The sequence below is a fragment of the Flavitalea sp. genome, assembly GCF_035489435.1.
Classification (GTDB): Bacteria; Bacteroidota; Bacteroidia; order Chitinophagales; family Chitinophagaceae; genus DATHKG01.
Genome location: NZ_DATHKG010000135.1, coordinates 1 through 13572, shown reverse-complemented (window position 1 = coordinate 13572; position 13572 = coordinate 1). Strand labels below are relative to the sequence as shown.

The window sequence follows — 13572 nt, the reverse complement described above, 5'->3', positions numbered from 1 at the left end:
CATTATCGAGAATCCATTTTAGTTTGGTTGCTGAAAAATATGCATCGGTCGCCAACCCGGTTTTTTGCTGGATCATAGGTGAATGACCGCTTGCTTTTAACTCATCGCAATATGCCGCTGTGCGCCTGTCCTGCCATACTATGGCATTACAAACAGCGTGGCCGGTGTGCCGGTCCCAGACTATAGTGGTTTCACGTTGATTGGTAATTCCGATTGCGGCAACCCCATCTGTTTTGATTCCAGCCTTAGCCAGCACTTCGGCCATAACACTGAACTGCGTTGACCAGATTTCTTCAGGATCATGTTCTACCCAGCCGGGCTGAGGATAATACTGTGTGAATTCCTTTTGAGCAACTGCCACAATATTACCTGAATGATCAAATAATATAGCTCTCGAACTTGTAGTACCCTGGTCCAGGGACATAATAAACTTTGAAGACATGCAACCGTATTTTGATTGCAAAAGGTAATTAAAAAATGTAATTACGCTAGATACACTTAAAATTTATTATTGAATCTGACGCTTAAAACGAAGTATGAATTGGATAACTACCATGCTTAAAAAGCGAGACGGAAGCTGAAGAACACTCCGAACCTTTTGGCCTTTTCGGGGGGCAGCGGTGTTGGGGATAAACGCCAGATAAAATCTACCCTGAAAAACCTGAAGATATTGTCAATGCCCGTGCCTAACTCAAGATATGTTTTTCCATTTAGTGATTCAAACTTTGGAAGTGTACTGTTCAGATCTTCATTATAAGCCTTGTTTTCATCGCTCAGGCTTCCCCACAATGCTTTGGCGCTCCAGAACTGGCGCCATTTCAACTTCCGCATAAACGGCACAACCCGGAATATGCCATTGCCAAAATTGTGTTCAATGTTTACGCCTGCATAACGGTCTTGTATATACTCATACCTGTTCATCAGGTTGAAAGCATATTTGTTATAATAATATATTTCATTACCCGGGGCAACGTCCAGTAACATATATGGCAGCTTACCAAAAGTTCTTCCCGCAAAAACATTATAATATAAACTTCCGAAAGGAGCGATATCCGAGTAATCAGAAACACTACCACTAATCTTATTGTAGTTGAAGCTACTGCCAAATACATCCTTTATACCTCTTGTATATTTTAAGTCTAAAATAGGCAGTGGGCTACCAAGACTATAGCGGTAAAATGTACTTTCGAGATATCGTTCAAGATAAGCATACCTCAATTTCACTGAAAACTCGGTAGTGATCAGATCATCTTCATAATTAGTCTTTGGCGGAAGATTTTGCAAAGGCTGATAACTTTCATGCAGACCTTCTACCTGGATCGAAAAACCTGATTTCCATTCTTTAAATACATTGACCTTTTGCTCATTGGTCGACATGAATTTGATAGGCACTCCATTTTTCCGGATGGCAAGTGCAAAGATATTGTCCTGTGTAAGCTGGTCATAATAGAATTGGCCATAGTCCATATCACTTTTCACCGAAGCATATATATAAGTCCGGGGGCTACATTTGAAAAGATACATACCATCAAGCTGGTATTTGAATTTCTCATCTGCAAAGCCATAAGCGAGATAGGTATGAAGGATGATCTTTTTGCTGAAATGTTTATTGGTACCGAGGTCAAAACGCATTCTCATTCCTTCCTGTACATTATAGGTAATCCAATTGAACCAGGGGCCGATCTGGTAATTACCTATATTCAGGTATCCTGTTGTTAAAAAATTGACTTTTCTTGTAAGTGTTTTAAAAGATGGCATCTTAAGCAGTGTGTCAATTGTCTGGTACAATGCCTTTTCACTCTTCGTCAGATCTTCATGTCTCGATTGAACCCAGAATGAATCAGATACATTCCTGGCTGAATCCGGGAGTATCGTTTCTTCGATCTGGGTGTTTTTATCAAGTTCTGCAACTATTTTTGGGTTGTTCACCAATACATTATCATAGGTAGTGGTTTTGCGGCCTATGGCCGACAAACTCTTCTCACCCAGGGCAGAAAGATCTGCAACAAATTTATCCCTTGAGAGGAACCAGGTAGAATCGTTGATCAATTTATATTCCTGGATAAGGCTGAGCTTGTCAACGTAATTGATATTTGCATCCTTCGAAAGGCGCAGGTTCATTTTCTGAACGGCAAAAGTTGTATCATGTATCCAGCAATCACCTTCAAAAGTATTTTCTCCTTTTCGTTTTGCTGTAAATGTAAAGTGAATCAAACGCCGACCGGCTACTACTTGTGTATCCAGTACCTTGTAACGATAATAGTTATCACCGTTGTCACTGATCGGACTTATAAACTTCTTATCCATCACAGGGATGAAATTGTTGTAGAAGTTGATATTCTGATCCATGCCTCCAAGTAGCTTTGAAACGCTTTCATTGTTTACGCCCAAAGTTTTTGTTCCTTTAAAAACTTCTCTTCTTCTTTTTGGCGATCGCTGATAATAATAGTCGGAAATTGCTTCTGTCAGATAAATCGGGAGATAAGGATTGCCGTCTTCGGTTGTATCTATATTATTGAAAATAAAGTTGAACTTTTTCAGATTCAGCAGCGGGATATTTTCAATTCTTTTTGGCTTGAGGTTTTTAATATCAACTTCAAGCTTGTTATAAAGCTCGTAACCAAAATTGTCGAAACGATAGCGGTCATTAAATGGCTTTCTTCTCACTATTCTTTTCCACATAAGGTAGCCGCGGTCAATCGTTTTTCTTACAACCACTTCCGCAGCATATTTTCCACGCTCAAGCTGGATAGTGACATCTATAACATTGTTTTTGGCATTCCTGACAAGGTTGGAGTCTATTGGTAAAAGAAAATCCTGGTAACCGACATAGGTAATGAGAACGGTATCTGTTGGCCATTCATTGAACCGGAACTCAAAAGCGCCAGATGAATCGCTCAGTTTGCCGGTAGATGTTTTTTTAAATTCAATGGAGGCGAAAGGCACCGGCTCCAGGCTATGAACGTCCCGAATGACACCCCTGAGAATTTTTACCTGTGCAGAAACATCTGAGCCAACAAATAAACAAATAAGAACTACAAGAAATTTATACATCTCTTTTAATCGAACGATCATACTTCAAAAATACGCTATGGTTGTTAATCCTTTTTATAAAATGGCCCTTAAAAAATTGCTGTTTCTGCCGGAGGAGCAGGATTTCAGGAGTTTCGCTGCACATTAGATTGTTAATATTCCCAGTAGGAGTTTTCACTTTACTGTTTCATTAATCATAATATGTCTAATCTGAAATCCGGGGCCCGCTTGTTGTTAACAATAGTTTGACGATTATGTTCCGAAGAAATTGCAAATCCGTTTGGAAGTTTCATAAAAAAGCAGCTACTTTGTATCACAAAGCACTCTATATGGAAGCAAATCATCAGCTGGACGCCCTGCAGGACATAAAAAGAATGATGGAACGCTCTTCGCGCTTCATTTCTTTGAGTGGCTTAAGCGGAATTGCTGCAGGAGTTTGCGCACTGGTTGGAGCATGGCTGGGCTGGAGGGAAATCAAAGATTTTAACTCAGGTGTGGGCTCTTATGCCAGCAACAACTCCGTGCTGGAATTGGAGAAATCATTGATTACCATAGCGGCAGGAGTTTTTGTGGGTGCTCTTTTACTTGCTTTTGTTTTTACTTACCGCAGGGCAAAAAAGAACAACTTGTCGGTTTGGGATATAACAGCAAGGAGGCTGATGATAAATACCATGATACCGTTGGCGGCTGGCGGCATATTTATCATGGGCCTGATGTATCATGGAGCTACGGTTTTTGTAGCCCCGGCCTGCCTGGTTTTTTACGGGCTGGCATTAGTGAATGGCAGCAAATACACATTGGGTGAAATCAGGTATATCGGGTACGGAGAAATAATACTCGGACTGATAAATCTATGGGTTCCGGGCTACAGTCTTTTATTCTGGACAATAGGATTTGGGTTTTTGCACATATTCTATGGGGTGATTATGTGGTGGAAATACGATAGGAAGTAACAAGCAGCATCCGTTAGTACTAAAAAATTTACTGGTTTGAAGAACCCGATTGAACATCTGAACAAAATTTTTGAGAGTCGCATCCGCATGGGCGTGATGAGTATACTTATGGTCAATCCGGAGATCAGTTTTAATGATTTGAAGCAGATGATGGAAGTAACCGATGGTAACCTGGCTTCTCATATGGTGAACCTTGAAGAAAACGGATATATCAAGGTGCATAAAGGTTTTATCGGCAGAAAGACCAATACAACTTATTCAATTACCCGTGCTGGTGAAAAAGCTTTCCGTGACCATATTGAGGCCCTTGAAAATATGATTAAAGGTATGAAGTGATTTTTTTTTGCATTTAAACTTTGCGATTCAAAGCGCTTTTTAAAAAATAACAACGAAAACAATGTCTCCCAAAATTTTACTCACTTTCGCCGGCGCTTTCCTGTTTAACTTTTTGTTTTGGCAGGAAAAGATGGCAATCAACTTCCTGATTTTCGATGTCTTTATCATCGCATCAATAATCAGCATTTATCCCACAGCTGCTGACCGGAGTTCGGTGAGGTGGCTGCTGGCAGCTCATCTGCTTAGTGGGTGTATGGTAATTATTTACAACACATTTTTAAGCAAGTTTGCAGCTATCGTTACACTCATACTATTTGCTGCTTTCGCTGAGTATATTCACCGGTCGATCATTTTTGCGGTTGGTTCTATGTTTTACCAGGCAAGTTTTTTGTTACCTGAATTTACCCGCCTGGTTGTACAGAACTCAACAAATCGCAGGGTTGATAAGAAACCTTTAAGAAAACTGCGATTGTTGTTGTTTCCTATGGGGCTGTTATTGTTGTTTTTTTTAGTATATATGGCTGGTAACAGGGCTTTTGCATCAATTACGGGCGACGTATTGCAAGCAGTCGAAAATTATCTTGGAAACATATTTAAATACGTTTCCTGGTCACGAATATTTTTTATTTTGTTTGGCGCTTATATCACCGGAGCGTTATTGATCAGGAGCCGGTCGGGCAACTTTTCTGATAAAGAATTGTCATTAAGCGACAGGCTGATAAGAACAAAACCATCGCGCGGTGCAGATCCTGAGTTCAGTATCTCTAATGAGATTGTTTCCGCCGTGATGGGCAGTTTTTCGAAAGGCATGCTTGCTTTAAAAAACAAAAATCTAATAGGATTAATAAGTTTTGTTCTTTTGAATTGCCTCTTACTGATCATTAATATTACCGATCTGGTATATATCTGGTTTGGTGACGATTATGGTAAGGATGCGCCGCTTGCCGAATTGTTACATGAAGGCACGGGTGTGTTGATCTTTTCTATACTGCTTGCCATTATTGTTGTATTGTTTTTCTTCAAAGGCAACCTGAATTTTTATAAAAGAAACAGCAACCTGAAACTGATGGCTTATGTCTGGCTGATCCAGAATGCTTTCCTGGTTGCTTCAGTTTGTCTTCGTGACTATTATTATATCGCAAACTATGGGTTGGCTTACAAAAGAATTGGTGTGTTGTTTTTCCTGGCAATCGTGTTGGCCGGCCTGTCATCTGTATTTATAAAAATCTATTATAAAAAATCGAGCTACTTTTTATTCAGGTTCAATGCGAACGTATTGTTGGGTATGCTGGTGATTGGTTCCCTTCAAAACTGGGACGTATTTATCGCGAATCATAACATTGAGAGGATTAATAAGATACAACCTGATCTCCGGTTTTTAATGAGTCTTTCTGACCAGACTTTGCCGGTAATCAGGAAAAATATAGATGTGTTGGTTGAGAAATCTAAAGATCCGCAGTTTTCAAATTTTTCAGGATTTCGTACGAGTGTGGATTTAAAAGAGATCCTTACCGCCCGCGAGGAAAAGTTTATGAGTGATCAGCAGCAACATAGCTGGTTATCATGGAACTTTGCCGATGATGCTGTCTATCGTTCGATCACAAAATCCCTGGCATCGGAGAAACCAACATCATCTGTTTCGAGGTAGATCATGTATAAGACGATAGTAAAAGAAAATTAAATGGCATATTATGAACGATGAAAAGTTTTCCTTTCGGGCGCGTATCCGGAGTTTCAGGTTTTCATTTAATGGGCTTGCGGCCTTTTTTAAAAAAGAACACAACTCCTGGATACATTTTATAGCGACCATAGCAGTACTTGTTTTCTCGGCCTGGGTTGGTGTTACAAAAACAGAACTGCTTGCAATTGTATTTGCTATCGGATTTGTTTGGGTTGCCGAGATTTTTAACACTTGTATCGAAAGAGTGATGGACTATATAAGTCTCGAGCGCCATCCTGATATCCGGTTCATCAAAGATCTTGCATCGGGAGCTGTGCTAATTGCAGCAATCACTGCGGTGACTGTTGCCCTAATTATTTTTATTCCAAAATTTTTTTAAGTTGAAAACATTAAATATACTGCTGTCGATAACGCGGCTGAGTTTTATAAAATCTGAGATTGATCGCCTGATAGGCTATTCAGTTTTATTCAGTTTGTCACTGGTTATTTTCAGAATATGGTACACGCAGGAACCCATTTTTATATTTATGCCCTGGAACCTTTTCCTGGCCTATCTGCCTTACCAGTTGTTAAAAATATTTAAGCCTTCAGCAAAAGATCTGAAAAGTAAGCTGTTATTCTCAGGGGTGTTCGTTGTCTGGCTGCTTTTAATTCCCAACGCGTTTTATATGATCACTGATTTGTTTCACCTGATGCAGCGTGAAAATATACCATTGTGGTTTGACCTGGTGCTGCTGATGTCATTTGCGTGGAACGGAATGATACTGGGTTTTTTATCTGTAAGACAGATGGAGAAAAATCTTTCATTGATCCTGCCCGGACTTCGCGAAGGATTGTTCGTAAGTCTGATCATGTTTCTGAATTCATTTGGAGTCTATCTCGGCCGTTATCTCCGTTTCAATAGTTGGGATATAATTTCAAATCCATTTAACCTGGCCAAAGAGATGGGATTGTTGTTGATTCATCCGCTGGACAACCGCGCAGCCTGGGCGATGATATTAGCTTTTACAATAATGATGACTATAATTTACAAAATGCTTAAAAAACTTAGCCGCCAGCTCTTTTGACCGGGCTTATAATTGCTCATTATTAGTTATTTTTAGTACTATCAAACTAAATAACTGCTATGGCATTGATTAAGTCTTCATTATTATTAGTTGCGGCTGCATTTGCCGTAAACAGTTCATATTCTCAAAATGGAAGTTCGCCAAATGGTAATACGCCAAATGGTAATTCATCAAACAGCAATGCGTTAAACGACGAATCATTAAACAACCATGCCTCGGTATTTCAACAAATCAACCAGGAAGTTCTCGCAAATTCTGCAGCTTATGAAAGGCTGAGTGATGCAAGTAAAACAATTGGTCATCGTCTCACGGGTTCTGAAAACGGCAAAAAAGCAGAACAATACGCTTATGATCTGCTCAAATCATATGGTTATAGCAATTTGAAGTTTCAGCCTTTTGAAGTAGAAAGCTGGAGCAGGGGAACGGTGAAACTTCAACTGACAAATGCTGCAACCAAAACTTCAACTGATATAAAATGTGTTGCCCTTGCTCATTCTCCGGTTAAAGTAAATACGAGTGCAGAGCTGGCAGACATGGATAACGGCCTTGAAGCGGATTACCTTGCCAATCCCGGAAAGGCGAAGGGAAAAATCGTTTTCGCTTCCTTAGGATTGTTACCCGGGTCTCCCGCGGGCCTCGCAAATTTACATCGTTCAGAAAAAACAGCTTTAGCCATTAAATATGGAGCAACAGGGGTCATTTTATTTAATGGTGTGAAAGGTGGCGTTCTTTTAACAGGTACGGCATCAGTGACGGGCAAACTGAATCCAATACCAGCTTTATGTATCAGCTTCGAAGAAGGTATGAGAATTAAGGAATCAATGAAAGCCGGAGCTTTTTCAGGTAAGATTGAAATGAGCAACTTCAGCGGAAAAATCAAGGCGAGAAATGTAATCGCATCTATACCAGGTAAAAAATTTCCGAACGAAAAAATCGTGATCTGCGGCCATCTTGATAGCTGGGATCTTGCAACAGGTGCGGCTGACAATGGCATAGGATCTTTCTCTATAATAGACATGGCACGCACCTTCAAAAAGTTAAACCTGCAGGGAGATCGCACTATAGAGTTTGTATTATTTATGGGCGAAGAACAGGGTTTGCTGGGTTCAAATGCATATGTGGATCAGGCACAAAAAAACAACACTCTCAAACAGGTAGGTTATGTTTTCAATTTTGATATGGCGGGTAATGCAGCCGGTTTCACAGCCGGTGGCAGAAAAGAAGCGGAGGCGTTTTTCAAGGAAACAGGTGAACTAATAAAAGCCATAGATACAGTCTTCAGTAATCGCAGTGGTGCCGGAAGAGCAGGACTTCACAGCGATCATGAGCCATTTATGTTGCAGGGAATTCCAACTGCTTCATCAACCGGTATCCTTAGTGGTGATATCGCTCGTTGTTACCATGCAGATTGCGATGGCATCGATATCATCGACAAAAAATGGATGGTGAACCAGGTGCGCTTCAGTTCTATGATGATCTACGCTATGGCCAACATTCAAAAACTGCCGGCGGCACATTTCAACGATCAACAAACAAAGCAATTCCTGATAGACAATAATTTGAAAGAGGCTTTGATAATTGCAGGTGACTGGCGTTGGAAGGAGTGATGAGTGATGAGTTATGAGTTATAGTGGTGAGTTGAGTGAATAGTGTTATAGTGACGTGCCTTTAGAAGATAAAACATCAAATCAGGCCACAATAACCTACACAGCAACCTACACAATAACTCACACAATAAAACATAAAAAAGCGGCTGACGAGTTCAAAACTGTCAGCCGCTTTTTTATGTTTGGGTTATACGTGTTCAATGATAATCAGAAAAACAAAACTCACACACTCAACAACTTCACTCACCACTTACCACTTACCACTCAATTAAAAGTCGACTCCCATACCAAAATATAAAATCGGCTTTCCTTTAAAGAATCCATTCATTTCCCAGGCCAGGTCAAGCTTTAAGAAATAACCAAGTATAGTACTCCTGGCGCCAAATCCATATCCACCAACCAAAGGTCCGATACCTCCTGCTTTCAATTTCACAAGTACAGTTCCGTCATCATTTGGATAAAGGACGGATGGGCGTGCTATGTTTTTAACCGGTCCGGTCCAGGCAGTACCGAGATCAAAAAACTGGGTCAACTGGAAGTTTCTGAGGAATGCATTGTTGATCGGTTTGTTAAACAGGGTTGAAAAAACCGGGAGACGAAATTCACTGTTAAACACAAATGTATTGTTACCATTGGCAACATTCTGATTAAAACCCCGCATATTCACAGCCAGCGACTGGTATACATAGTCATTATTTTCAGATGGTCTTGGTTCGGGGTTGTACTTTGGAAACATCCAGCCATCAATACCACCCAGGTAATAGAGAATCTTCTGATTACCCCATGAGAAGTCAGCAGCAGCACGACCCGCCCAGATAAAATTCCGGTAGATCTGGTGATAATAACGACCATCAAATCCAACATTCCAGTTCATCCGGCCGGGTTTCAATAAACCAGGCGAAGGCTTATTTGCCTGGACGTTTAAATCAGTATATAGTTTATATCGAAGACCGTGGATGATGTTTGTAGCTTTCATTATAGTATTATCATACACATATTCAAGACGGGTAACAGCAAAGGTTTGCTTATTCATAGTCGGAGCTTTCAATGTCGATGAATCGAAATTGGTACCTCTTACTATTACCTTATCTGTTCTGATACCTACCGACAAACGCAGGCTTCTGACGCGGTCGAATGGATAACGGATTACCCCCTGGAATAAATTACTGTATTGTTTTCCTTCAAACACCTGGTTTGTACCATTAACACCAATAACTCCACCGATTTCCGTTTTGCGGTAATAAATAAATGAATAATCGAGGCGATGTTTGAGGTAATCTGCCCTCGCAAACCACTCACCACCACCATCAAACAAAGACGAGTTGACTGGTACAAAAACACTGGTGCCTCCTGTGCCAACACTTGCACCGCTACCAGCTCCGCTGATTAACGGTAAACGTATCGCACCGGTGAATCGAATATCTTCAAACAGGTCATAAACAGATGCTTTCAGCATACCGTTGAATGCACCGCCGCTTTGAAGTACAACCGGTAATGAGCCGGAATAAGGTTCGTACCGGTTGATGAGTACATCGTTATTAAATGAGCCCGAAAAATTATCAGCAGAAAACTTCAATTTATAATCAAACAGTTTTGCTTTTTTCAGGACCGATTCATGTTCAGGTTCAAGTGGCTGCGGCGATACAGGGGCAGCCGGACGGGTTGAATCAGTTACTTCTTTTTCAAACTCAGATTCAAATGCATTCTTTTTCCCGGTTGTATCGGCAGAAGGTTCTTCAAACTGGATAGCCCTGCCAGCTGACATCACGTCTTCGGTGATGGTACGCTTCCGGTAATCGGTAGGTTTGGGATTAACATTTCTCCTTCTCAGGGCTGCATCATCTACTTTCAGTTTGTAAAGAAATTTCAGATTACCCTGTTGTCTTGTTTCGCTTACAAGCCCGGCATTACCGGCAATCTTGGTTTCAAGCAATGCACTTTGATAGTTGGTGATTGGGAACACATATGCCGAATCCTGCGTCACAGAAAAGGAGAATATAGAGTCCGGTTTACTTTTGCCATAAACCTGCAGGGTTGAATCCAGTTCTCTCATATCCGGGTTGCGTAACACCTGGTCAGCAACTAGGTAAACAGTATCAAGTCCAGCTCTCCGCGTTGAGAAGAATCCTGCAAAACGGTTTGCCACACCGAAATCGTCACTGATAAATGTGAAGTGGGTTGTATTATATTGAGTCGGGAACCTGGCTGTACCATATTTCATATTGGTCAGCTGGGAGATCTGTTTGAATTCGCTCCTGTTCCAGTTATCAATCAGGAATACATTGTAACGATTGAGCGGAACTGCAGTATCGCCTCCGCGGATCACACCATTCGGCCGGTTTGAGGAAAAGAGGATACCCGTGCGGCTTGGAAATGCGACAAAAGATGGATCAAGATCAGCATAAGAGTCATTTGTTATCTGATCGAAAGTTCCCTTGTCTATTTTGTAAACGAAGATGTCGGATTGACCTTTCCGCACTGCACTAAGCAAGAGCGTATTGTTGTCAAGCATGTATTTCATATCCTGGACCTGCTCAAAATCTTCAAGTACCTGGTTTTTGACTGGCCTGTATTTCTGAACCATATCATAAACAAACAGTCTTGACTTGCCTTCTGACCAATAAATACATGATAACCTCGTGCCTGTTGGATCCCAGGCTAGCAATGGATAGTTTGGATTAACCTGGTTGTCGTTCACCCGCACCCCTGTTTTCAGGAGTACTTTACGGTCTACCATATTTTCATATAAAACAACACAGTATTGCCCCTTGATATACTCAACCACGGCATAGGTCTGGGATCTTGGTGCAGGATTGGGTGTGAAACGGATAAAGTCCCGGTTGTTTTTCAGTTCTTCAACGATCGATACTGTTCCTTTTGGAATATCTCTCCTGCCGCGGATATCGAGGTAATATTTTTCCTCAGTTTCCATCATGAAATCTTTCACAAGCTCCTTGAACTTCTTTTTCGCGATCCGGTTGGAAGCACTGTTCAGGTTGCGGTAAACACGGGCCAGGTAAAGGAAGTAGGTAACATTTTCCTTTTTGTATTTGTCTGCGATATAGTTCCAGAAAGCATGCCCTGCGAGCAAAGGTTTTTCGAAAGCAAACTGGTAGAAGTTTTTATAGCTGCCTGATAGAAGAGCCGATTTCAGCTGGTCATCCAGCTCAGTGCTCCATTCTTCGGCTACATAATCAACGTATCCGTCAACCAGCCATTTCGGAAGATCGAGCAGGGCCTGGTTTGTAGCGAACTCCCCAAGATCGTCTCCGAATAAAATATTGTCAACCAACACACGTGCAATACCCTGGCGAACCTGGCGGCGAAGATGAGCGTGATCGCTGTTATAGTAAACGATCATCTTGTTATTTACCAGTTTGGTGATCCCACCGGTTGTTTGCCAGTCGAGGTTGAGGCCTATATTAGATTGTTCGAGTTCATTAAAATGATTGTAAATAACGATGTTGGTGCGGCGCTGTAAGCCGTATTCAACAAACTGCTCTATCTGGGGAAGTTCCGTTTCAGCGATCTGGGTGACATAATTTGCGATCGTCTGGCCATTTTCGTAGAAGTAAGTATTAAAATTTTGAGTCTGGTAGTATTGCCATTTAAATTTCCGGTATTGCACCCGGTTTTTCCCGAATTCGACGGTATTAACCTGTGCAAGCGAATCGAATTGAAAACATAGGACAGCTAAAGCAAAAACAAATAATTCTTTCCCCTTTCCCATAAACTGTTGAAATTGCATATCCAATCTTTAATTGTTTTAAAGTTATAACAATCCGGACTACCGGTAAAATCTGAAATTAGCTTAAAATAGGTTACGAATATGTTGACAGTGAAGCAGTTTACCTTCAATCCGATACAGGAAAATACATACGTAGTTTATAACGATGAGGGTGAGTGCGTGATTGTTGACCCTGGATGTTATTTTCCGGCAGAACGCAATGAGTTGAAAGCATTTATAAATGAAAATGGCCTTATTCCTAAATATTTGTTAAACACCCATTGCCATCTCGATCACGTGTTTGGAAACAAGTTTGTTTTTGAGACCTGGGATTTGGAATTGTATACGAACGAATTGGAGAAGCCGGTGCTTGAATATGCGCCGGTTTCGGGAAAGAGCTGGGGTATTCCCTTTGACAACTATACAGGTCCGTTGCATTGGCTAAAAGCCGGTGATGAAGTTTTGCTTGGCAAGGATCGTTTGACCGTGTTGTTTACCCCGGGCCACTCGCCGGGCCATATTAGTTTTTATTCTAAGGCTGATGAGTTTGTTTTGAGTGGGGATGTACTCTTTCAGCGAAGCATTGGCAGAACGGATCTGCCGGGAGGAGATTTCGATACTTTGATCAAAAGCATCCGCGGGCAGCTATTCACATTGCCGGATAATACCAAAGTCTATAGCGGACACGGAGACACAACTTTCATCGGGGTTGAAAAAAGGGAGAATCCGTTTTTGAAGGGGTAGCGGGGATGGGCATATTTAAAGAGCGAGAATATTGCGACCTGGAAATGCAGAAGACCATCTCAAAAATGGACTATTCCACAATACTCCAACATTCGATTTCAATTTGAAGTTTTTGAACAGTGCAGGTCATAGTGTTTGGCCGGCTTAGTGCGCTCCAGAACGGTACCGACACCCATCCCGAACGCTATCGATATAGAACCCTTATTGGACATATCGAGGGTAAGGATCGGTTCTCTGACTCAGAATTAAATAACTTCTTGATGGTTGTCGGTAGCGAAACAGATCAGGAAGTAGCAGGTGCTGCCTTTGGAAGTTTGCTGGCAAAAGATTGCCTTGCCAGAAAGCAGTTTGATATTACGGTTGTAAGTCTTTCAGGATATGGAGAATGGACAACGAAAATAATTCGAAGACATTCGTTAATCAG

11 protein-coding genes are annotated in these 13572 nt (G+C 41.2%); 8 read left to right on the top strand and 3 right to left on the bottom strand.

All coding sequences use genetic code 11. The features are described from left to right. Both VK664_RS21390 and VK664_RS21385 read right to left on the bottom strand, forming a co-directional pair. Nucleotides 1-442: FGGY family carbohydrate kinase (locus tag VK664_RS21390; protein ID WP_461400740.1), on the bottom strand; the 442-nt coding region annotated here is incomplete at its 3' end. A 116-nt stretch (nt 443-558) separates the two neighbouring features. Next, entirely contained in the window at nt 559-3075 is a 2517-nt protein-coding gene (locus VK664_RS21385) for a DUF5686 family protein (protein ID WP_461400739.1), read from the bottom strand. A 287-nt stretch (nt 3076-3362) separates the two neighbouring features. Between VK664_RS21385 and VK664_RS21380 the strand changes: the two genes are divergently transcribed. From VK664_RS21380 to VK664_RS21355, 6 genes are all read left to right on the top strand, one after another. Continuing rightward, nucleotides 3363-3986: a hypothetical protein gene (locus VK664_RS21380; RefSeq protein WP_461400738.1), complete on the top strand. Its 624-nt coding sequence runs from the start codon at nt 3363-3365 to the stop codon at nt 3984-3986. 36 nt (nt 3987-4022) lie between these two features. Continuing rightward, on the top strand, nt 4023-4322 hold the full coding sequence (locus tag VK664_RS21375; protein ID WP_461400737.1) for a winged helix-turn-helix domain-containing protein: 300 nt from the start codon (nt 4023-4025) through the stop codon (nt 4320-4322). 61 nt (nt 4323-4383) lie between these two features. Next, the gene (locus VK664_RS21370; protein ID WP_461400736.1) at nt 4384-5970 is read left to right on the top strand and encodes a DUF4153 domain-containing protein; all 1587 of its coding nucleotides are present in this window, start codon (nt 4384-4386) and stop codon (nt 5968-5970) included. A 43-nt stretch (nt 5971-6013) separates the two neighbouring features. Beyond that, a complete protein-coding gene (locus VK664_RS21365) occupies nt 6014-6382 on the top strand; it encodes a diacylglycerol kinase (protein ID WP_461400735.1) in 369 nt (122 codons plus the stop codon). 1 nt (nt 6383) lies between these two features. After that, entirely contained in the window at nt 6384-7070 is a 687-nt protein-coding gene (locus VK664_RS21360; RefSeq protein WP_461400734.1) for a DUF1361 domain-containing protein, read from the top strand. Between the two features lie 59 nt (nt 7071-7129). Then, on the top strand, nt 7130-8677 hold the full coding sequence (locus tag VK664_RS21355) for a M28 family peptidase (protein WP_461400733.1): 1548 nt from the start codon (nt 7130-7132) through the stop codon (nt 8675-8677). A gap of 268 nt (nt 8678-8945) precedes the next feature. On the opposite strand, the gene VK664_RS21350 is transcribed toward VK664_RS21355, so the two are convergent. Next, nucleotides 8946-12425: a BamA/TamA family outer membrane protein gene (locus VK664_RS21350; RefSeq protein WP_461400732.1), complete on the bottom strand. Its 3480-nt coding sequence runs from the start codon at nt 12423-12425 to the stop codon at nt 8946-8948. An 81-nt stretch (nt 12426-12506) separates the two neighbouring features. Between VK664_RS21350 and VK664_RS21345 the strand changes: the two genes are divergently transcribed. After that, nucleotides 12507-13148: an MBL fold metallo-hydrolase gene (locus VK664_RS21345; RefSeq protein ID WP_461400731.1), complete on the top strand. Its 642-nt coding sequence runs from the start codon at nt 12507-12509 to the stop codon at nt 13146-13148. A 119-nt stretch (nt 13149-13267) separates the two neighbouring features. Next, nucleotides 13268-13572 (top strand): hypothetical protein (locus VK664_RS21340; protein WP_461400730.1); only part of this gene is annotated, 305 nt, incomplete at its 3' end.